We start from the raw sequence: 19,924 nt of genomic DNA, 5'->3' as shown, positions 1-19,924 counted from the left end.
CGGTTCAGTCCAGGGTGGCCGCGAGCCAGCCGCGCAGGCTGTTGACGAAAGCCCAGGCCTGCACGCGCGGCACGTCTTGCACGCGCAGCACGGCCTCAACGACGCGCCCCTGCTCAATCGCCAGCGCGCGGCCCACGCCGGGCAGCAGGCCGCAGGTGAGCGGCGGGGTGATCCAGCGGCCATCGATGAGCGCGGCGACGTTGCCGAAGGTGCCCTCGGTGATCTCGCCCGCGTCGTTGAACAGCACGGTGTCGAACACGCCCGGCGCCGTGGGTGCAAAGGCCGCGTAGGGCTCGCGCCGCGTGGTTTTGTGGCGCGTGAATTCGCCCTGCGCGGCAAGGAAGGGGCGATCGGCCAGCGCCAGGCGCACCGGCTCGGCCGTGGGCGCGAGCGGGGCGGCCTGCGTGCGTGGCTGGCCCGCTGCATCGAGCAGCAGGCGCACGCGCCAGTCGCCTTGCGGGTGTGCCTGCGCGGTGGCATCGAGCGCGCGCCAGACCTCATCCTCGTGCCAGGCAAAGCCGAAGTGCGCCGCCGCCTCGGCCATGCGCTGCAGGTGCTGCGGCGCGTGGCCCCACTGGCCGGCGCGCAGCGCCAGCGTTTGCAGCAGCTCGAAGGGCGTGCTGGCCCGCACGAGGAAGGCGCGCTTGTGGCGCCATTCCTGCCATTCGGCTTCGGCGGTGGCGTCTGCCGTGATGCCGCTGCCGATGCCGCAGCGCAGCGCCCAGCCGCTGGCCGATGGCTGGTGCAACACTACGGTGCGGATCGGCACGTTGAAGGTGGCCGCGACGTGGTGGCGCCCGCTCGCGTCCGGCGCGCCGTGCGGCCGCACCACGCCGACGGCGCCGCAATAGACGCCGCGCGGCCCGGGTTCGAGCGCGCGGATCATGCGCATCGCGCTCACCTTGGGCGCGCCGGTGACCGAGCCGCACGGAAACAGCGCCGCGAAGACCTGCGCCAGATCAAGCCCCGCTCGCGTGCGCGCGCGCACGTCCGAGCTCATCTGCCAGACCGTGGGCAGCGCCTCGGTGGCGAACAGCGCGGGCACGCGCACGCCGTGCGCCGTGGCGATGCGCGAGAGGTCGTTGCGCAGCAGGTCGACGATCATCACGTTCTCGGCGCGCTCCTTGGGCGAGGTGCGCAGGTGCGCGGCCTGCGCCGCGTCCTCCTCGGGCGTGCGGCCGCGCGCCGCCGTGCCCTTCATCGGGCGCGCGAGGATTTCGCCGCCTTCGGGGCCATCGCGCCAGTCGAAGAACAGCTCGGGCGAGACCGAGAGGATTTGCACATCGCCCGCGTCGATGTGCGCGCCGTAGCCGCCGGGCTGCGCGCGCTGCAGCGCGGCGAAGAGCGCGGCGGGGCTGCCCTGCAAGTGTCCGCCAAGCGGCGCGGTGTGGTTGACCTGATAAAGCTCGCCGGCCGCGATGGCCGCGTGGATGCGGGCGATGGCGGCGTCGAACGTCGCGCGCCCGCTCTCCTCCGTCCATTGAATCCGGTGGGGCGCCGCTGCCTCGTCGGGCGCGGCCGCCTCGGGCCATGCCCGCGGCCCATCGTGCACGGCGAACCAGGCGAGCGGCCCGTCGGCCTCGTGCGTCGTGAGCGCCGCATCGAACGCCGCAGCGGCTTCGTAGCGCAGGTAACCCACGCACCAGCGGCCCTGGCGCGCGGCGGCGTCCACCGCGCGCAGCAGCTCGCGCACCTCGCCTGGGGCCTGCGCCACGAGCACCTCGCGCGGCGCGCCGAACGCGGCACGCAGGCGCGGCGCATCGGGCTCAAGCGGCTGGGCGAAGTCGATGCGTGCAAATGGAAAAGTTTGATTCAAATCGGCCTCTGGCCCTTGTCCATCAAGCGCAAACAGCTATCAATTTCGGAATGAAAACATCAGGCTGCACCGATCCCGGCGACGAGCGCGCCGGGCGCATGTCCCTGCTTGAGCCCGGCGGTGAAGGCCAGCATGCGATCGATCGGCACGCGCGCGCGCAGGCCCAGCGTGGGGTCGACGTGAACTTCGCCGCTGCCCGTCTCCAGCGCCCGCGCCACGCCCGCCAGGCTGTTCATCGCCATCCACGGGCAGTGTGCGCAGCTCTTGCAGGTGGCGCCGTTGCCCGCCGTCGGCGCCTCGATGAAGACCTTGCCCGGGTTGCGTGCGCGCAACTGGTGCATCAGGCCGATGTCGGTGGCGACGATGAATTCGGGTGCGTCCATGCGCGCGGCGGCCGCCAGGATGGCCGAGGTCGAGCCCACGGCATCGGCCAGTGCGATCACGGCAGGGGGCGACTCGGGGTGTACCAGCACCTTGGCCTGTGGGTGCTGCTCTTTCATCAACTGCAACTCGACGGCCTTGAACTCGTCGTGCACGATGCAGGCGCCGTTCCACATCACCATGTCGGCGCCGGTTTCGCGGCGGATGTATTCGCCCAGGTGCCGGTCGGGCGCCCAGAGGATTTTCTGTCCGGCGGCCGAGAGCGCACGCACGATGTCGAGCGCGCAGCTCGACGTGACCAGCCAGTCCGAGCGCGCCTTCACGGCCGCGCTGGTGTTGGCGTAGACGACCACGGTGCGCTCGGGGTGGGCGTCGCAGAAGGCGGAGAACGCGTCGATCGGGCAGCCCAGATCGAGCGAGCAGGTGGCGTCCAGGTCGGGCATCAGGATGCGCTTGCCCGGCGAGAGAATCTTGGCCGTCTCGCCCATGAAGCGCACGCCCGAGACGACGAGCGTCTGCGCCGCGTGGTCGCGCCCGAAGCGCGCCATCTCCAGCGAATCGCTGACGATGCCGCCGGTTTCCTCGGCCAGTTCCTGCAGGTCCGGGTGCACGTAGTAGTGCGAGACCATGACCGCGTTCTTCTCGCGCAGCAGGCGGCGGATGCGCTCCTTGGTTGCATGGCGCTCTTGGGGCGTGAGCTCGGGCGGCACGCGCGCCCAGGCGCGGCGCGTGTCGCAAGCGGCCAGCGCCTCTTTCGCCCGCTGCACGTCCAGCGCCACGGGCTGCTCGTATTCCACGTCTATCAGGTGTTCGCTCATGACATCAATCCTTGACCAGGCGCCAGGAGAAATCGGTCGCCTTCACGTCCTTGGTCAGCGCGCCGATCGAGATGCGATCGACCCCGGTCTCGGCCAGCGCGCGCAGGCCATCGAGCTGCACGCCGCCGGAGATTTCCAGCACCGCCGCGCGCGTGCCCAGCGCCCGGTTGCGCCGCACCGCCTCGTGCAGCGTGGGCAGGTCCATGTTGTCCAGCAACACCATGCGCGCGCCGTGCGCCAGCGCCTCGTCCAGTTGCGCCAGCGTCTCGACCTCGATCTCGATGAATTTGGCCTGCGCGCCCTGCGCACGCGCGGCCGCCAGCGCCTGCACCACACCGCCGGCGGCGGCGATGTGGTTTTCCTTGATCAGGATGGCGTCGAACAGGCCGATGCGGTGGTTCAGCCCGCCGCCCACGCCCACTGCGTATTTCTGCGCCAGGCGCAGGCCGGGCAGGGTCTTGCGCGTATCGACGATGCGCGCCGCCGTGCCTTCAACGGCTGCCACGTGCTCGGCGGTGCGCGTGGCGACGCCGCTCAAGAGTTGCAGGAAGTTCAGTGCCGTGCGCTCGGCCGTGAGCAGCGCGCGTGCGTGGCCAGCCACTTCGATCACGAAGCTGCCCGCGCGGCAGTGCGTGCCTTCGCCTGCCAGGCGGGTGATGCGCGCGCCCGGCGCCATCTGGCGCACCACGGCCTCGAACCAGGGCAGGCCGCAGAGCACCGCGTCCTCGCGCAGCAGCACGCGCGCGCGGGCGGTCTGGTCCGGCGCGATGAGGGCGGCGGTGAGGTCACCATCGCCCACGTCCTCGGCCAGCGCGCGGCGGGCGTCGCTTGCGGCCAGCTCGGCCAGCTCGGCCGGATTCAAGCGCCAGTGTGGTGTGTCGTTCATGTCGGATCGATCATGGCGGGGCCGTTCCCCAAGGGCGGGCATTGTGCCTCGCCCCCGAGCAAGGCCATCGGGGCGGCTCAACTTCGCGCTTCAGGCGCGCTCACGTACAGCGAGCCGCCGCCGCGCTGGAACTCCTCGGCCTTGGCGGCCAGGCCGTCGGCGATCGCCGCGTCGTCGGCCAGGCCCTTGGCGGCGGCGTACTCGCGCACCTCCTGCGTGATCTTCATCGAGCAGAACTTGGGCCCGCACATGCTGCAAAAGTGCGCGACCTTGGCTGAATCCTTGGGCAGCGTCTCGTCGTGAAACGCCAGCGCCGTCTCGGGGTCGAGCGAGAGGTTGAACTGGTCCATCCAGCGAAAGTCGAAGCGCGCCTGGCTGAGTGCATCGTCGCGCGCCCGTGCGCCCGGATGGCCCTTGGCGACGTCGGCCGCGTGGGCGGCGATCTTGTAGGCGATGATGCCCTGCTTGACGTCGTCGCGGCCCGGCAGCCCCAGGTGCTCCTTGGGCGTGACGTAGCACAGCATGGCCGTGCCCATCCAGCCTATCATCGCCGCGCCGATCGCCGAGGCGATGTGGTCGTAGCCGGGCGAGCAGTCGATGGTCAGTGGCCCGAGCGTGTAGAACGGCGCCTCGTGGCAGGTCTTGAGCTGCTCGCTCATGTTCGCCTGGATCATGTGCATGGGCACGTGGCCGGGGCCTTCGATCATGGTCTGCACCTCGTGCTTCCAGGCGATTTGTGTCAAGTCGCCCAGGGTGCGCAACTCAGCAAACTGCGCCTCGTCGTTGGCGTCCGCCGTGCAGCCAGGGCGCAGGCCGTCGCCCAGGCTGAAGGCCACGTCGTACTGCTTCATGATGTCGCAGATGTCCTCGAAATGCGCGTGGATGAAGCTCTCCTTGTGGTGCGCCATGCACCACTTGGCCATGATCGAGCCGCCGCGCGAGACGATGCCGGTGCGCCGCCGTGCCGTGAGATGTATGAACGCGAGGCGCACGCCCGCATGGATAGTGAAGTAGTCCACGCCCTGCTCGGCCTGTTCGACGAGGGTGTCGCGAAAGATCTCCCAGGTGAGGTCCTCGGCAATGCCGCCGACCTTCTCCAGCGCCTGGTAGATCGGCACCGTGCCGATGGGCACGGGTGAATTGCGCACGATCCAGTCGCGTGTAGTGTGGATGTTCTTGCCGGTCGACAGATCCATCACGTTGTCCGCGCCCCAGCGCGTGGCCCAGACGAGTTTTTCCACCTCTTCCTCGATGCTCGACGTCACGGCCGAGTTGCCGATGTTGGCGTTGATCTTCACCAGGAAGTTGCGCCCGATCGCCATCGGTTCGACTTCGGGGTGATTGATGTTGGCCGGGATGATGGCTCTGCCGCGCGCGACTTCATCGCGCACGAATTCGGGCGTGATGATCTTCGGAATCGAGGCGCCCAGCGGCTCGCCCGCCAGGCGCCGCTCGCGCGCCGCGTCCGAGAGGTAGGCGCGCATCCATTCGCGCTTGCCACTCTCGCGCAGCGCGACGTATTCCATCTCGGGCGTGACGATGCCGCGACGCGCATAGTGCATTTGCGTGACTTTGGCGCCGCTCATGGCACGCCGGGGCTGGCGTTGCAAACCGGCGGCCTGCGCGCGCAGCGCGGCGAGCTGCCCGGCCGCTTCATCCTTGCGGCCATCGTCGATCGCCTCGGGCGCGCGGCCTGCGTAGGCTTCGGTATCGCCGCGCTCGGCGATCCAGGCGCCGCGCACACTGGGCAGGCCCTTGCGCACATCGATGGCGGCCTTGGGGTCGGTGTACGGCCCCGAGGTGTCGTAGACGCTGACGGTCTCGCCGTTGCTCAGGCGGATGTCGCGCACCGGCACGCGCAAGTCGGCACGGCTGCCGGTGATCCAGGTCTTGGTCGAGGCGGGAAAAGGCTCGCGCGCCTGCGCCAGCAACTGGGAAATTGATTCGGGAGCGTTCATGGGCGGTGCATTCCTCAAGGGGTGGATGGAATGCTCCGCAATCGGCAAGCACCCGCACGGGCATGGCCCTGCGGATGTTCGCTGCAGCTCTTCTTACGCTGGTACTAACCAGATCAAGTTCGCGGTTTTGGCGGGTCGGCCCGCCATCTCAGCACGCCACTGTCGTGCACCCCGGAGCGGGCGCGAGTATAGGCGCCTGCGCGGTTCCAACCCATGATGGTGTAGGCACCAACCCCGCGGCGCTGCCCCGGGGCACGGGTTGAAAACGGCCTCAGGTGCCGCCCACGTAAGGGTTGCTGCGCCGCTCGCGCCCGAAGCTGCTCTCGGGCCCGTGGCCGGGGATGAACACGGTCTCGTCGCCCATGGGCCACAGCCGCCCGGTGATGCTGGCGATGAGCTGCTCGTGGTTGCCCTGGGGAAAGTCGGTGCGCCCTATGCTGCCCGCAAACAGCACGTCGCCGACGAAGCAGCGCTGGATTTGCGGCGCATGAAACACCACGTGGCCGGGCGTGTGGCCGGGGCAGTGGCGCACGCTGAGCGTCTCCTCCCCGATCGTGACCGTGTCCAGGTCGTGCAGCCAGCGCGTGGGCGTGAAGGGCTGCGCCGCCGGAAAGCCGAACATCGCGCTTTGCTGGGGCAGCGCGTCGATCCAGAACTGGTCGCCCTCGTGCGGGCCGATGATGGGCAGGCTGAGGCGCTCGCTGAGCTCGCCGGCGCCGCCCGCATGGTCGATGTGCGCATGGGTGAGCCAGATGGCTTGCAGCTTGAGCTGGCGCGCGCGCACCTCGCTCAGGATGTGTTCCAGGTCGCCGCCCGGGTCGATGACGGCCGCCTGCAGGCTCTGCGCGCACCAGACGAGCGAGCAGTTCTGCGCGAACGGCGTGACGGGGATGGTGTGGTAGTGCAGCATGGCGGCGATTGTGCCGCGCCGCCGCTTCAGGCCATGGGCAGGCCGACGTAGTTTTCCGCCAGGCTGGTGGACGCGGCGCGCGAGTGCACCAGGTAGTCGAGCTCGGCCTCCTGCACCTTGGTGTGAAACGCCCCCTCTTCGGGGAAGTTGTGCATCAGCGAGGTCATCCACCAGGAAAAGCGCTCGGCCTTCCACACGCGCTTGAGGCACCGCTCGGAATAGTGGTCTATGCCCTGGGTGCTCTTGTTCCTGAAATAGTCGACGAAGGCGCGCGAGAGATAGCCCACGTCCGAGGCCGCCAGGTTCAGCCCCTTGGCACCGGTGGGCGGCACGATGTGCGCGGCGTCGCCCGCCAGAAACAGGCGCCCGAAGCGCATCGGCTCGGCGACGAAGCTGCGCAGCGGCGCGATGCTTTTTTCGATCGAGGGGCCGGTGACGAGTTGCTCGCGTGCCTCGGGGTCCAGGCGCCGGCGCAGTTCGTCCCAGAAGGCTTCGTCGCTCCAGTCCTCGACCTTGTCGGTGAGTGGCACCTGCAGGTAGTAGCGGCTGCGCGTGAGGCTGCGCTGGCTGCACAGCGCAAAGCCGCGCTCGCTGTTGGCGTAGATCAGCTCCTTGCTCACCGGCGGCGTATCGCTCATCAGGCCGAGCCAGCCGAAGGGGTAGATCTTCTCGTAGTGGCGGATGCGCTCGGGCGCGATGCTGGCACGGCACACCCCGTGAAAGCCGTCGCAGCCGGCGATGAAATCGCAGCGCACCTCGTGCAGCTCGCCATCCTTTTCATAGCGCACGCGCGGCTGCTCGCCGTCGTAGTCGCGCGGCTGCACGTGCGCCGCTTCGTACACCGTGGCAAGTCCCGCCTCGGCGCGCACCTGCATCAGGTCGCGCGTGAGTTCGGTCTGGCCATAGACCATCACGTACTTGCCGCCGGTGAGCCCGTGCAGGTCTATGCGGTGGCGCTGGCCGGCAAACAGCAGCTCGATGCCGTGGTGGTGCAGGCCGTGGCGGTCCATGTGGGCGCCGGCGCCGGCCTCGCGCAGCAAGTCCATGGACACCTGTTCGAGCACGCCTGCGCGGATGCGGCTGAGCACGTAGTCGGCGCTGCGCTGCTCCAGGATGAGGTTGTCTATGCCCGCCTGGTAGAGCAGCTGGCCAAGCAGCAGGCCGGCGGGGCCGGCGCCGACGATGACGACGGGAACGTGTTTCGGGCTGGGCATGCAAGTCTCCTTTGGGGGTGCGCGCGGCGCGGCAAGGCGCCATCTGCGCAAGACTAGCCATGCGGCCCCGCAGCGACCAGCCATCTGCTGCGGCCCTTGTGCGATCATCGCGCAAAACGCCCGCTGATCGCACGAAATGCACGACACCCCGGCCGCGCTCGCCCATGCCGACTACATCGCCGGTCTGGCCAAGGGGCTGGCGGTGCTCGAGAGCTTCGACACCGAACGCCAGCGCCTGAACGCCACCATGGCCGCGCAGCGCGCGGGCATCACGCGTGCGGCCGCGCGCCGCCACCTGCTTACGCTGGCGCACCTGGGCTATCTCGAATCGGACGGCGCCTACTACTGGTTGGCGCCCAAGGTGCTGCGCTTTTCCGGCGCCTACATGGCCAGCGCGCGGCTGCCGCGCGTGGTGCAGCCCGAGCTGCACAGCCTGGCCGCGCGCACCGGGCTGTCCTTTTCCTGCGCGGTGCGCGACGGCGACTTCGTCGTGATCGTGGCGCGCAGCGCGGTGCGCGAGAGCGGCGACCGGCTGCTGGCCCACGGCGTGCATCTGGGCTCGCGCCTGCCGGTGCACGCCACCTCCACCGGCCGCGTGCTGCTGGCCGCCCTGCCCGAAGCGGAGTGCGCCGCATGGCTTGCCCAGGCCCAGCCGCAGCGCCTGACCGCGCACACGGTGAGCGAGGCGGCGGCGCTCGCGCGCGTGCTGGACGAAGTACGCCGGCTGGACTACTGCATCGAGGCGCAGGAACACGAACTGGGCGTGCAGGCGCTGGCCGTGCCGCTGCGCGACATGCGCGGGCGCACACTGGCGGCGATCAACGTGGTCACCGCTACGCACCGGGTGGAGGCGGCGCAGCTCTTGCGCCAGGTGCTGCCGCTGCTGCAGGAGTCGGCGCGCCAGTTGCGCCCGCTGCTGTGAGCGCCGGCGCGCCGCCGCACCAGCACTACAGGTGGCCGCTTTCCAGCGCGCACACGCGCAGGCTCAGGCGCCGCAGCAGCTCGGCGGTGCGCTGCAGCAGCGGCGTTGCGCCCTTGGTGGCGGGTTGCACCACGCACAGCGTGCTCACCACGTGGGGTGAATGCAGCGGCGCTTCCATGAGGCCCTCGGCCGAGCCCTCGCCGCGCAGCGCGCTGTCGGTGAGTGCGGCGTAGCCGTAGCCGGCGCGCACCAGGTCGAGGATGACGGGCACACTGGAAACCTCCCAGACCACGTCGAGCTTGACGTGGGCGAGCGTCGCCTGGGCCTCCATCAGCTTGCGAAAGATCTGGTTGCGCTGGGGCATGACCAGCGGGTAGCGCGCCAGCTCGGCAAAGGCCACGCCGCCCGCAAGCGGCAGGCTGCCGCTCGGGCCGATCAGGCACAGGCGCTCTTCCAGCACCGGCTCGGCCTGCATCTGCGGGTGGCTGGCGGGCGAATACACCAAGCCCAGGTCCATGCGCGCGCTGCCCAGCCACTCTGCGATGGTGACGGAAAACGCTTCGACGATCTCCAGCCGCGCCTTGGGCATCTCGCGGCGAAAGCGCTCGATCAACAGTGGCGTGAGTCGCCGGGCCAGGCTGGGCGGCAGGCCCACGGTCACGCGGCCCACGGGCTCGCCGCGGCGGCTCTTGAGGTCGTCGCGCGCATGCGCCACGCTCTGCAGGATGGCGTGGCCGTGCTCCAGCAGGCGCAGCCCGGCGTCGGTCGGCAGCACGCCGCGGCCGGTGCGCGCAAGCAGGGTTTCGCGCAGCTCCAGCTCCAGGGCGCGCACCTGGCGGCTGAGCGCCGGCTGCGCCACCCCCAGCGCCTGGGCCGCGCGGGTGAAGCTGCCCAGTTCGGCCACGCGCACGAAGTATTCGAGCTGTTTCAGGTCCATGGAAGCCCGGGTATGCCGTTTTGTTCTAACTGCTAGTGCCGATATCGACTTGTTCGCCGGAGTCTAGCTGTCCACAATCCTTGGCAAAGCATTTTTCTGCCCCTGCCATGCACGCCGCCGCCCCTGCCCCCCTGCGCGCCATCTCTTCGATGGCCACGCGCGCCGTGCTGGCCGAGCGGGTGCAGGCCTGGCAGCAGCAGGGCGGCACGCCGCTGGCGCTGCAGTCGGTCGGCGGCGTGGACGCCGCGCGCCGCGTGCAGGCCGGCGAGGCGCTCGACCTGGTGCTGCTGGCCAGCGACGCCATCGACCGGCTGCTCGCCAGCGGCCACGCGCTCGCAGGCAGCAAGGTCGACTGGGTGCGCAGCAGCACCGCCGTCGCCGTGCCCGCGGGCGCGCCGCTGCCGGACATCTCCAGCGAGGCCGCGCTGCGGGCGGCGGTGCTCGCGGCGCCGAGCATCGGCTACTCCACCGGCCCGAGCGGCACCGCCGTGCTGCGCCTGTTTGCGCGCTGGGGCGTGGGCGACGCGCTTGAGCGCCGCCTGGTGCAGGCGCGCCCTGGCGTGCCGGTGGCGCAGCTGCTTGCGCGCGGCGAGGCCGCCCTCGGCTTTCAGCAGTTCAGCGAATTGATGCAGGTGCCGGGCGCCAGCGTGGTCGGCGCGCTGCCCGCGGCCGTGGCGATCGACACCGTCTTTTCCGGCGCGCTGGTCTCCGGCTGCCGCGACGGCCAGGCGGCGCGCCGGTTTCTCGACTTTCTTGCCAGCGCCGCCAGCGCGCCGGCCCTGCGCCGCCACGGCATGCAGCCGTTGTGCGCGGCAGACCATTCTTGAGAGGCAAACCCTTCATGATCATCGACGTGCACGGCCACTACACCACCGCACCCGCGGCGCTGGGCGAGTGGCGCCAGCGGCAGATTGCCGCGCTTGCCGACGCCAGTTCGTCGCCCCGCGCTTCGGAGCTCAGCATCAGCGACGACGAGATCCGCGAGAGCATCGAAAAAAACCAGTTGCGCCTGATGCAGGAGCGCGGCAGCGACCTGACCATCTTCAGCCCGCGCGCGAGCTTCATGGCGCACCACATCGGTGACTTCCAGACCTCGAGCACCTGGGCCGCGATCTGCAACGAGCTGTGCCACCGCGTGAGTGCGCTCTTCCCCGAGCACTTCGTGCCTGCGGCTATGCTGCCGCAGTCGCCCGGCGTTGACCCGGCCAGCTGCATCCCCGAACTTGAAAAGTGCGTGCGCGAGTACGGCGCCGTCGGCATCAACCTCAACCCCGACCCCTCGGGCGGGCACTGGAGCAGCCCGCCCTTGACCGACCGCCACTGGTATCCGATCTACGAGAAGATGGTCGAGCACGACATCCCCGCAATGATCCACGTGAGCACCAGCTGCAATGCCTGCTTTCACACCACCGGCGCGCACTACATCAATGCCGACACCACGGCGGTGATGCAGCTCATCCAGGGCGACTTGTTCAAGGATTTCCCCACGCTCAAGTTCCTGATTCCGCACGGCGGCGGCGCCGCGCCCTACCACTGGGGGCGCTACCGGGGTCTGGCGCAAGAGCTCAAGAAACCGCTGCTCGACGAGCACCTGCTGAACAACGTCTATTTCGACACCTGCGTCTACCACCAGCCGGGCATCAACCTGCTGACCGAGGTGATCCCGGTGAAGAACATCTTGTTCGCCAGCGAAATGATCGGCGCGGTGCGCGGCATCGACCCCGAGACCGGGCATTACTACGACGACACCCGCCGCTATGTCGAGGCGACGCAGAACCTCACGCCCGAGGAGAAGCACCTGGTCTACGAAGGCAACGCGCGGCGCGTGTTCACGCGCCTGGATGCGCGGCTCAAGGCGCGCGGTTTGTGAATCAAGGCACCTTCCCCCTCTGGGGGAAGGCAGGGATGGGGGCTTGCGGGCCACAACGCCAGGTGCTCGCCACCACCCCAAGCCTCCCCCAGAGGGGCAGGAAGAAACGGAAACGGAGTTGACAATGTACGAACTGGGCGTGGTCTATCGCAACATCGAGCGTGCCGACCGGGCCAGCGCCGACGCGCTGGCGCACTACGGCAGCGCCACGGTGCACGAGGCGCTGGGCAAAGTGGGGCTGCTCAAACCCTATATGCGTCCCATCTACCCGGGCGCGCGCGTCTCGGGCACGGCCGTGACGGTGCTGCTGCAGCCCGGCGACAACTGGATGCTGCACGTCGCGGCCGAACAGATCCGCCCGGGCGACGTCGTGGTCGCGGGCGTGACCAGCGAATGCACCGACGGCTATTTTGGCGACCTGCTGGCCACCAGCTTCAAGGCGCAGGGCGCGCGTGCCCTCATCATCGACGCCGGTGTGCGCGACGTGCGCACGCTGCAGGAGATGGGCTTTCCGGTCTGGAGCCGCGCGATTTCCTCCAAGGGCACGATCAAGGCAACGCTGGGCTCGGTCAATATCCCCGTGGTCTGCGCCGGCATGTGGGTGCGCCCGGGCGACGTGGTCGTGGCCGACGACGACGGCGTCGTCTGCGTGCCGCGCGAGCGCGCCGGCGCCACGCTGCAAGCGGCGCAAAAGCGCGAGGACAACGAGGGCGGCAAGCGCGAGATCTTCGCCAGCGGCGTGCTCGGCCTGGACTACTACAAGATGCGCGAGGGCCTGGCCAAGGCCGGTTTGCGCTACATCGATTGAAGCAGGAAGCGCGCGCCATGACTGCGTCTGCACGCAACTGGAGCATAGGCCTCGTGGGCTACGGCGAGGTCGGGCGCATCCTGGCCGAAGACCTGCGCGCGCAGGCGCTGGCGGTCTGCGCCTACGACCTCAAGCTCGCGGGCAGCGGCGCCGCTGCGCTGCAGGCCCACGCCGCCGCCCAGGGTGTGCAGCTTGCCGCAGGCCACGCCGAGCTGGCCGCGCGCAGCGATCTGCTGATCTGCGCCGTCACCGCCAGCCAGACGCTGCAGGCTGCGCGCGCCTGCGCGCCCGCGCTCAAGGCCGGCACCTTTTATCTGGATTTCAATTCCGCCTCGCCCGGCGCCAAGCAGCAGGCGGGGGCGCTGATCGACGGCGCCGGCGGGCGCTATGTCGAAGGCGCGGTCATGAGCAGCGTGCCGCCGCACCGCATCCGCGTGCCGCTGCTGCTCGGCGGCGCGCATGCCGGTGAGCTTGCCGCGCAGCTCAAGCCCCTGGGCTTTGCCGCAACGCTCGCCAGCGAGCGCCTGGGCGTCGCCTCGGCCACCAAGATGTGCCGCAGCGTGGTGATCAAGGGGCTCGAAGCCATGCTGATAGAAAGCTTTGCCGCGGCGCGCCACTACGGTGTGCAAGACGCGGTGCTCGCCTCGCTGGCCGAAACCTTTCCCGGCATCGACTGGGAGCGCCAGGGCGCGTACTTCTTTCAGCGCGTGATCGAACACGGCCGCCGGCGCAGCGAGGAGATGCAGCAGTGTGCGCGCACGGTGCGCGAAGCCGGCCTGCCCGCCTTCATCGCCGAGGGCGCGGCCGAGCGCCAGGCCTGGATTGCCGACCTGGCCGACGCCGGCGTGTTTGGCGAGCGCGGCAGCCCGGGTTTTGCGCGCAGCGCCGACTGGCGCGCCGAGGCCGACCGGCTGCTCGCCCATCTCGAGAGAGGCAATGCATGAGCCGCTTTGAAAAAACCCCCGGCTGGCTCGACTGGTACCAAAACCCGTCGCGTCCGCGCTTTCAACTCCCGCCGGGCGCGGTCGATGCGCATTGCCACGTCTTCGGCCCGGGCGATGAATTCCCCTACGCCAGCGAGCGCAAATACACGCCCTGCGACGCGGGCAAGGCCGAGCTGTTTGCGCTGCGCGATCACCTGGGCTTTGCGCGCAACGTCATCGTGCAGGCCACCTGCCACGGCGCGGACAACCGCGCGCTGGTCGACGCACTGCAGGCCGCGGGCGGCCGCGCGCGCGGCGTCGCCACGGTGCGCCGCGGCGTGAGCGACGAAGAATTGCAGCGCCTGCATGCGGCCGGCGTGCGCGGCGTGCGCTTCAACTTCGTCAAGCGCCTCGTGGACTTCACGCCGCGCGAAGAGCTGATGGAAATTGCCGAGCGCATCCGCCCGCTGGGCTGGCATGTGGTGATCTACTTCGAGGCGGCAGACCTGCCCGAGCTTTGGGACTTCTTCAGCGCGCTGCCCACCACCGTCGTGGTCGACCACATGGGCCGCCCCGACGTCGCCAAGGGCGTGGACAGCGCGCAATTCGCGCTCTTCCTCAAGTTCATGCGCGAGCACGCCAACGTCTGGAGCAAGGTGAGCTGCCCCGAGCGCCTGTCGGTAAGCGGCCCGCCCGCCCTGCATGGCGAGCAGGCCGCCTACCGCGACGTGGTGCCGTTTGCGCGCCGCGTGGTGCAGGAGTTTCCCGACCGCGTGCTCTGGGGCACCGACTGGCCGCACCCCAATCTCAAGCAGCACATGCCCGACGACGGGCTGCTGGTCGATTTCATCCCGCACATCGCGCCCACGGCCGAGCTGCAACGCAAGCTGCTGGTCGACAACCCGATGCGCCTGTACTGGCCCGAAGCGCACTGAAAGGAGTACGCCATGGCATTGGAAAAACCTTACCTGGACGTGCCCGGCACCATCATTTTTGATGCCGAGCAGTCGCGCAAAGGCTATTGGCTCAACCAGTTCTGCGTCTCCCTGATGAAGGCAGAGAACCGCGCGCGCTTCAAGGCCGACGAGCGCGCCTACCTGGACGAATGGCCGATGAGCGAAGAGCAGAAGCAGGCGGTGCTGGCGCGCGACCTCAACTGGTGCATGCGCACCGGCGGCAACATCTACTTCCTGGCGCGCATCGGCGCCACCGACGGCCTGAGCTTTCAGCAGATGGCCGGCTCCATGACCGGCATGAGCGAGGACGAATACCGCGCGATGATGGTCGCGGGCGGGCGCTCGCCCGAAGGCAACCGCTACCTGGGCGAAGACGGCGACGCCCAGCCGCAGCACCAGCCGCAAGGCCAGCGCGCCGGCAAGGAGCTCTGAGATGGCACGTATCACCGCATCCGTCTACACCTCGCACGTGCCGGCCATCGGCGCCGCCATGGACCTGGGCAAGACGCACGAGCCCTACTGGCAGCCGATGTTCGCGGGCTACGAGTTCTCGCGCCAATGGCTCAGGGACAACACGCCCGACGTGATCCTCATGGTCTACAACGACCACGCCACGGCCTTCAGCCTGGACATGATTCCCACCTTCGCGCTGGGCACCGCCGCCCAATACCAGCCGGCCGACGAGGGCTGGGGCCCGCGCCCGGTGCCTACGGTGTTCGGCCACCCGCAGCTTGCGAGCCACATCGCCCAGAGCGTGATCCAGCAGGACTTTGACCTGACCATCGTGAACAAGATGGATGTGGACCACGGCCTCACCGTGCCGCTGTCGCTGATGTGCGGCGAGAAGGACCCCAAGCGGGACGCCTGGCCCTGCCCGGTGATTCCGCTGGCGGTGAACGTGGTGCAATACCCCGTGCCCTCGGGCCAGCGCTGCCTGAACCTGGGGCGCGCGATCCGCAAGGCCGTCGAGAGCTACGACGAAGACCTGAAGGTGCAGGTCTGGGGAACGGGCGGCATGAGCCATCAGCTGCAGGGCGCGCGCGCCGGGCTGATCAACAAGGCCTGGGACAACCGCTTTCTCGACCTGCTTGTCGAGAACCCCGTGGGCCTGTCGCAGGTGCCGCACATCGAATACGTGCGCGAGGCCGGCAGCGAAGGCATAGAGCTCGTGATGTGGCTGATCGCGCGCGGCGCCATGGCCGACGTGGACCAGGCCAGGGCGCTGCCCAAGGTCTTGCACCGCTTCTACCATGTGCCCGCGTCGAACACGGCCGTGGGCCATCTCATATTGGAAAATCCCGCCTGAACGCTTGCTGGGCAAGCGCTGGCAGCTATCAATAAGGGAAAGAAATGAACACTCCCATCAAGGTCGCCCTGGTCGGTGCCGGGGCCTTCGGCATCAAGCATCTGGAAGGCATGCGCCAGATCGAGGGCGTGCAAGTGGTCGCGCTCGTCGGGCGGCGCCTTGCCCCCACCGAGGAGGTGGCGCGCAAGTACGGCATTGCCCACGCCGGCACCGATCTGGCCGAGGTGCTGGCGCGCCCCGATGTGGACGCGGTCATCCTGTGCACGCCCACGCAGATGCATGCGGCCCAGGCCATCCAGTGCCTGGAGGCGGGCAAGCACGTGCAGGTGGAAATCCCGCTGTGCGACAAGCTCGCCGACGGCCAGCAGGTGGCGCAGGCGCAGCGCAAGAGCGGCAAGGTGGCCATGGTCGGGCACACGCGCCGCTTCAACCCCAGCCACCAGTGGGTGCACCGGCGCATCGCCGCGGGCGAGCTGCAAATCCAGCAGATGGATGTGCAGACCTATTTCTTTCGGCGCAGCAACACCAATGCGCTGGGCCAGCCGCGCTCCTGGACCGACCACCTGCTCTGGCACCATGCGGCGCACACCGTGGACTTGTTTGCCTGGCAGGCGGGCAGCCCCATCGTGCAGGCGCATGCGCTGCAGGGCCCCATCCATCCCGAGCTGGGCATCGCCATGGACATGAGCATCCAGCTCAAGGCGGCCAATGGCGCGATCTGCACGCTGTCGCTGTCGTTCAACAACGACGGGCCGCTGGGCACCTTCTTTCGCTACATCGGCGACAGCGGCACCTACGTCGCGCGCTACGACGATCTGAGCAACGGGCGCGACGAGAAAATCGACGTGAGCCAGGTGGACGTCTCGATGAACGGCATCGAGCTGCAGGACCGCGAATTCTTTGCTGCCATCCGCGAGGGGCGCGAGCCCAATGCCAGCGTGGCCCAGGTGCTGCCCTGCTACGAGGTGCTCGACCTGCTCGAGCGCCAGCTCGCCGCCTGAGGCTTTTCATCGCGCCGACCCCGCCAGCGCCCGCCCTGACCGGAGCCACACTTCCATGCAGTTTCACCACCACGGCTACGTCTCCAGCGACCCGCGCGTGCAGCCCGCCGCCGGCGTCGGGCTGGACCGCCCCACGCAATTGCCCGAAGAGCTGGACGTGCTCATCGTCGGCGCGGGGCCGGCCGGCATGATCGTGGCGGCGCAGCTGTCGCAGTTTGCCGGCATCCGCACGCGCATCATCGACCGGCGCGCCGCGCGCCTTGCGATCGGTCAGGCCGACGGTATCCAGAAGCGCAGCGTCGAGACCTTCGAGGCCTTCGGCTTTGCCGATGAAATCGTCGCCGAAGGCTGCGAGGTGACGCAGACCGTGTTCTGGAAGCCCGACCCGCAGGATCCCGCGCGCATCGTGCGCGCCACGCGCGAGCCCGAGGACGAGCACGGCGTGAGCGAATACCCGCACATCCTGGTCAACCAGGCGCGCGTGCTCGACTACTTTGCCCAATTCATGCAGCGCGCGCCCACGCGCATGCAGGTGGACTACGGGCTGGAGCTGCAGGATCTGCAGCTTGCCCGGCACGGCGAATACCCTGTCAGCGCGACTCTGCGCCACACCGCCGGGGAACACGAAGGCCAGATGCGCACGGTGCGCGCGCGCTATCTGGTCGGCACCGACGGCGCGCACAGCCGCGTGCGCCGCGCCGTGGGCTGCGAATTCCAGGGCAGCACCTCCAACCACGCCTGGGGCGTGATCGACCTGCTGGCGGTGACCGACTTTCCCGACGTGCGCACCAAGTGCGTGATCAAGTCGGGCGAGGGCGGCAGCATTCTCCTGATTCCGCGCGAAGGCGGCTTCATGTTCCGGCTCTACGTCGATCTGGGCGAGGTGCAGCCCGGCGCCGGCGCTGCGGTGCGCCAGACCACGGTAGAGCAGACCATTGCGCGCGCCCAGGCCATCTTGCGCCCCTACACGCTCGACGTGCGCCACGTCGCCTGGTACAGCGTGTACGAGGTCGGCCACCGCGTGTGCGACCGCTTTGACGACGTGCCGGCAGAGCAGCGCGGCGTGCGCGCGCCGCGGGTGTTCATCGCCGGCGACGCCGCGCACACCCACAGCGCCAAGGCCGGGCAGGGCATGAACGTGTCCATGCAGGACGGCTTCAACCTCGGTTGGAAGCTCGCGCACGTGCTCGAAGGGCGCAGCCCCGAGAGCCTGCTGGCCAGCTATTCGGCCGAGCGCCAGGTCATAGGGCAGGACATCATCGACTTTGACAAGCGCTGGGCCACGATGATGGCCACGCCGCCAGAGCAGTTGGGCAGCCCCGAGGAGGTCGAGGCGGCCTACGCGCAGATCACCGAATTTGCCCAGGGCTTCATGACGCAGTACGCGCCCTCGTCCATCACCGGCGAGGCGACGCACCAGCACCTGGCCACGGGTTTTGCGATCGGCAAGCGCTTCAAGTCCGCGCGCGTGGTGCGCGTGGCCGACGCGCGGCCGCTGCACCTGGGCCACCAGGCGCGCGCCGACGGGCGCTGGCGCCTGTACGTGTTTGCCGACGCGCCACCTGCCGGCGAGGATTCCGCGGCCGGCGCGCTGGGCCGCTGGCTGGCCGATGCGCCAGAGTCGCCGGTGCGCGCCCACACCCCGGCGGGGCTGGACGACAACGCCTGGTTCGACATCAAGATCATCTACCAGCAGCCGCACGAGGCGGTCGCTATCGAGCGGGTGCCGCTGGCCTACAAGCCGCGCACAGGCCCCTGGCAGCTCGTCGACTACGAGAACGTGTTCGCCACGCTGCCGGGCGAGGACATCTTTGCGCTGCGCGGCATAGACCGCGCCGGGGCCATGGTTCTGGTGCGCCCGGACCAATACGTCGCGCACGTGCTGCCATTGGCCGCAAGGGCCGAGCTCGCGGCCTTCCTTGGCGCCATCTTGCGCCCGCGCGGCTGAGCCGCTTTTTTCTGCTTTCACCACCCCCAAGGAGACTTTCATGCGACCCATCAAAACCGCCATCCGGGCCACGCTGGTCGCCGCCGCGCTGGCCAGCGCAGGACTGGCCCAGGCCAAGGACTTGACCATCGGCCTGGTGCTGTCGGTGTCCGGCCCGTTTGCCGCCTACGGCAAGCAGATCAAGCACGGCATCGACGTCTACATGGCCGAGCATGGCGACACCGTGGCCGGGCGCAAGGTCAAGCTCATCGTCAAGGACGACACCGGCATGGCGCCGCAGGTGGCCAAGCGCGCCGCGCAGGAGCTGCTGGTCAACGACAAGGTGGACATCCTGGCCGGGTTCGACCTCACGCCCAACGCCTTCTCCGTCGCGCCCCTGGCCACCCAGGCCAAGGTGCCTATGATCGTGATGAACGCCGCCACCTCCTCGATCACCGAAAAGTCGCCCTACATCGTGCGCGTCTCGATGACGCTGCCCCAGGGCTCGTGGGCCATGGCCAAGTGGGCGGCGGAGAACAACATCAAGTCGGCCTACACGCTGGTGGCCGACTATGGCCCCGGCCACGACGCCGAGACCCAGTTCAAGAAGACCTTCACCGAGCTCGGCGGCAAGATCGTCGGCGAGGTGCGCACGCCGGTGAACACCGCCGACTACGCCGCCTACCTGGAGCGCGTGAAGGACGCCAAGCCCGACGCCATGTTCACCTTCGTGCCGCCGGGCAGCTCCATGGTGGCGCTGATGAAGGGCTTTCGCGAGCTTGGCCTGGACAAGGCCGGCATCCAGGCGATAGGCCCGGGCGACCTGACGGACGAGAACGAACTCGCCGCCATGGGCAATTCGGCGCTCGGCCTGATCACTGCCTTCCACTACTCGCAGGCGCACGACTCGGCCGAGAACAAGGCCTATGTCGCGGCCTACAAGAAGGCCTTTCCCAAGGACCGCCCGAACTTCATGTCCGTGGGCGGCTACGACGGCATGCACCTGATCTACCAGGTGCTGGAAAAAACCAAGGGTGATGCCACGGGCGAGGCCTTCGTGGCCGCGGCCAAGGGCATGCAATGGATGAGCCCGCGCGGCCCGGTGCAGATCGACGCCGAGACGCGCGACGTGGTCCAGAACGAGTACATCCGCAAGCTCGAAGAGGTCGGCGGCGAGCTGCAGAACGTGGAATTCGCCACGCTGCAAGCGGTCAAGGACCCGGGCAAGGTCGCCAAGTAAGCCCACGCCGCCGGGCCGCGCGCACTGCGCCGGCCCGGCGCTCGCCCACGC

General features: G+C 69.1%; 18 protein-coding genes and 1 riboswitch. Of the genes, 11 read left to right on the top strand and 7 right to left on the bottom strand.

Features of this window, described 5'->3' with window-relative positions; all coding sequences use genetic code 11:
* Window positions 1-4: 4 nt before the first annotated feature.
* From KUD94_RS10845 to pobA, 6 genes are all read right to left on the bottom strand, one after another.
* Window positions 5-1,816 carry a chorismate-binding protein gene (locus KUD94_RS10845; RefSeq protein ID WP_218237217.1) on the bottom strand — a complete coding sequence of 604 codons (1,812 nt, stop codon included), beginning with the start codon at window positions 1,814-1,816 and terminating at the stop codon, window positions 5-7.
* A 59-nt stretch (window positions 1,817-1,875) separates the two neighbouring features.
* Entirely contained in the window at window positions 1,876-3,015 is a 1,140-nt protein-coding gene (nadA, locus tag KUD94_RS10840) for a quinolinate synthase NadA (RefSeq protein WP_218237216.1), read from the bottom strand.
* Between the two features lie 4 nt (window positions 3,016-3,019).
* Entirely contained in the window at window positions 3,020-3,901 is an 882-nt protein-coding gene (gene nadC / locus KUD94_RS10835) for a carboxylating nicotinate-nucleotide diphosphorylase (protein WP_218237215.1), read from the bottom strand.
* A gap of 77 nt (window positions 3,902-3,978) precedes the next feature.
* Complete coding sequence (gene thiC / locus KUD94_RS10830) at window positions 3,979-5,859, bottom strand: phosphomethylpyrimidine synthase ThiC (protein ID WP_218237214.1); 1,881 nt, start codon at window positions 5,857-5,859, stop codon at window positions 3,979-3,981.
* 73 nt (window positions 5,860-5,932) lie between these two features.
* A riboswitch (TPP riboswitch) is annotated at window positions 5,933-6,043 on the bottom strand.
* 87 nt (window positions 6,044-6,130) lie between these two features.
* Entirely contained in the window at window positions 6,131-6,769 is a 639-nt protein-coding gene (locus tag KUD94_RS10825; protein WP_218237213.1) for an MBL fold metallo-hydrolase, read from the bottom strand.
* 26 nt (window positions 6,770-6,795) lie between these two features.
* On the bottom strand, window positions 6,796-7,983 hold the full coding sequence (pobA, locus tag KUD94_RS10820) for a 4-hydroxybenzoate 3-monooxygenase (protein ID WP_218237212.1): 1,188 nt from the start codon (window positions 7,981-7,983) through the stop codon (window positions 6,796-6,798).
* A 136-nt stretch (window positions 7,984-8,119) separates the two neighbouring features.
* Here pobA and KUD94_RS10815 point away from each other — a divergent pair, with 136 nt between their 5' ends.
* Complete coding sequence (locus KUD94_RS10815) at window positions 8,120-8,905, top strand: IclR family transcriptional regulator C-terminal domain-containing protein (protein ID WP_218237211.1); 786 nt, start codon at window positions 8,120-8,122, stop codon at window positions 8,903-8,905.
* A 25-nt stretch (window positions 8,906-8,930) separates the two neighbouring features.
* On the opposite strand, the gene KUD94_RS10810 is transcribed toward KUD94_RS10815, so the two are convergent.
* A complete protein-coding gene (locus KUD94_RS10810) occupies window positions 8,931-9,842 on the bottom strand; it encodes a LysR family transcriptional regulator (RefSeq protein WP_218237210.1) in 912 nt (303 codons plus the stop codon).
* Window positions 9,843-9,949: 107 nt separating this feature from the next.
* On the opposite strand from KUD94_RS10810, the gene KUD94_RS10805 reads away from it, so the two are divergent.
* The 10 genes from KUD94_RS10805 to KUD94_RS10760 all read left to right on the top strand — a co-directional run bounded on the left by KUD94_RS10805 (window position 9,950) and on the right by KUD94_RS10760 (window position 19,873).
* Window positions 9,950-10,669 (top strand): substrate-binding domain-containing protein, encoded by a 720-nt coding sequence (locus KUD94_RS10805; protein ID WP_255568728.1) that lies wholly within the window; start codon window positions 9,950-9,952, stop codon window positions 10,667-10,669.
* 14 nt (window positions 10,670-10,683) lie between these two features.
* Window positions 10,684-11,712 carry an amidohydrolase family protein gene (locus KUD94_RS10800; RefSeq protein WP_218239278.1) on the top strand — a complete coding sequence of 343 codons (1,029 nt, stop codon included), beginning with the start codon at window positions 10,684-10,686 and terminating at the stop codon, window positions 11,710-11,712.
* A 124-nt stretch (window positions 11,713-11,836) separates the two neighbouring features.
* Window positions 11,837-12,520 (top strand): 4-carboxy-4-hydroxy-2-oxoadipate aldolase/oxaloacetate decarboxylase, encoded by a 684-nt coding sequence (gene ligK, locus KUD94_RS10795; protein WP_218237209.1) that lies wholly within the window; start codon window positions 11,837-11,839, stop codon window positions 12,518-12,520.
* A gap of 17 nt (window positions 12,521-12,537) precedes the next feature.
* A complete protein-coding gene (locus KUD94_RS10790; RefSeq protein WP_218237208.1) occupies window positions 12,538-13,464 on the top strand; it encodes a DUF1932 domain-containing protein in 927 nt (308 codons plus the stop codon).
* Window positions 13,461-14,378: an amidohydrolase family protein gene (locus tag KUD94_RS10785; protein ID WP_218237207.1), complete on the top strand. Its 918-nt coding sequence runs from the start codon at window positions 13,461-13,463 to the stop codon at window positions 14,376-14,378. Before KUD94_RS10790 ends, KUD94_RS10785 begins: the two co-directional genes overlap by 4 nt.
* Window positions 14,379-14,390: 12 nt before the next feature.
* Window positions 14,391-14,831: a protocatechuate 4,5-dioxygenase subunit alpha gene (gene ligA, locus KUD94_RS10780; protein WP_218237206.1), complete on the top strand. Its 441-nt coding sequence runs from the start codon at window positions 14,391-14,393 to the stop codon at window positions 14,829-14,831.
* 1 nt (window position 14,832) lies between these two features.
* On the top strand, window positions 14,833-15,705 hold the full coding sequence (locus tag KUD94_RS10775) for a class III extradiol dioxygenase subunit beta (protein ID WP_218237205.1): 873 nt from the start codon (window positions 14,833-14,835) through the stop codon (window positions 15,703-15,705).
* A 44-nt stretch (window positions 15,706-15,749) separates the two neighbouring features.
* Window positions 15,750-16,706, top strand: coding sequence for a Gfo/Idh/MocA family oxidoreductase (locus tag KUD94_RS10770; RefSeq protein WP_218237204.1), 957 nt, complete (start codon window positions 15,750-15,752; stop codon window positions 16,704-16,706).
* Window positions 16,707-16,761: 55 nt separating this feature from the next.
* Complete coding sequence (locus tag KUD94_RS10765) at window positions 16,762-18,654, top strand: FAD-binding monooxygenase (protein ID WP_218237203.1); 1,893 nt, start codon at window positions 16,762-16,764, stop codon at window positions 18,652-18,654.
* Between the two features lie 40 nt (window positions 18,655-18,694).
* Entirely contained in the window at window positions 18,695-19,873 is a 1,179-nt protein-coding gene (locus KUD94_RS10760; protein ID WP_218237202.1) for an ABC transporter substrate-binding protein, read from the top strand.
* Window positions 19,874-19,924: the final 51 nt, after the last annotated feature.

This window comes from Comamonas sp. NLF-1-9 (assembly GCF_019195435.1).
Lineage (GTDB): Bacteria > Pseudomonadota > Gammaproteobacteria > Burkholderiales > Burkholderiaceae_C > Comamonas_C.
Note: the sequence above shows the minus strand (reverse complement) of the source record. Positions and strands in the feature narration are given on the sequence as shown.

Excerpts from the sequence above, each read along its gene's own strand:
- KUD94_RS10765 (WP_218237203.1), top strand. The coding sequence starts at position 16,762 with ATGCAGTTTCACCACCACGGCTACGTCTCCAGCGACCCGCGCGTGCAG.
- KUD94_RS10760 (WP_218237202.1), top strand. The coding sequence starts at position 18,695 with ATGCGACCCATCAAAACCGCCATCCGGGCCACGCTGGTCGCCGCCGCG.
- KUD94_RS10785 (WP_218237207.1), top strand. The coding sequence starts at position 13,461 with ATGAGCCGCTTTGAAAAAACCCCCGGCTGGCTCGACTGGTACCAAAAC.
- ligA (WP_218237206.1), top strand. The coding sequence starts at position 14,391 with ATGGCATTGGAAAAACCTTACCTGGACGTGCCCGGCACCATCATTTTT.
- KUD94_RS10815 (WP_218237211.1), top strand. The coding sequence starts at position 8,120 with ATGCACGACACCCCGGCCGCGCTCGCCCATGCCGACTACATCGCCGGT.
- KUD94_RS10805 (WP_255568728.1), top strand. The coding sequence starts at position 9,950 with ATGCACGCCGCCGCCCCTGCCCCCCTGCGCGCCATCTCTTCGATGGCC.
- thiC (WP_218237214.1), bottom strand. The coding sequence starts at position 5,859 with ATGAACGCTCCCGAATCAATTTCCCAGTTGCTGGCGCAGGCGCGCGAG.
- KUD94_RS10825 (WP_218237213.1), bottom strand. The coding sequence starts at position 6,769 with ATGCTGCACTACCACACCATCCCCGTCACGCCGTTCGCGCAGAACTGC.
- nadC (WP_218237215.1), bottom strand. The coding sequence starts at position 3,901 with ATGAACGACACACCACACTGGCGCTTGAATCCGGCCGAGCTGGCCGAG.
- pobA (WP_218237212.1), bottom strand. The coding sequence starts at position 7,983 with ATGCCCAGCCCGAAACACGTTCCCGTCGTCATCGTCGGCGCCGGCCCC.
- KUD94_RS10770 (WP_218237204.1), top strand. The coding sequence starts at position 15,750 with ATGAACACTCCCATCAAGGTCGCCCTGGTCGGTGCCGGGGCCTTCGGC.
- ligK (WP_218237209.1), top strand. The coding sequence starts at position 11,837 with ATGTACGAACTGGGCGTGGTCTATCGCAACATCGAGCGTGCCGACCGG.
- KUD94_RS10790 (WP_218237208.1), top strand. The coding sequence starts at position 12,538 with ATGACTGCGTCTGCACGCAACTGGAGCATAGGCCTCGTGGGCTACGGC.
- KUD94_RS10775 (WP_218237205.1), top strand. The coding sequence starts at position 14,833 with ATGGCACGTATCACCGCATCCGTCTACACCTCGCACGTGCCGGCCATC.
- KUD94_RS10800 (WP_218239278.1), top strand. The coding sequence starts at position 10,684 with ATGATCATCGACGTGCACGGCCACTACACCACCGCACCCGCGGCGCTG.
- nadA (WP_218237216.1), bottom strand. The coding sequence starts at position 3,015 with ATGAGCGAACACCTGATAGACGTGGAATACGAGCAGCCCGTGGCGCTG.
- KUD94_RS10810 (WP_218237210.1), bottom strand. The coding sequence starts at position 9,842 with ATGGACCTGAAACAGCTCGAATACTTCGTGCGCGTGGCCGAACTGGGC.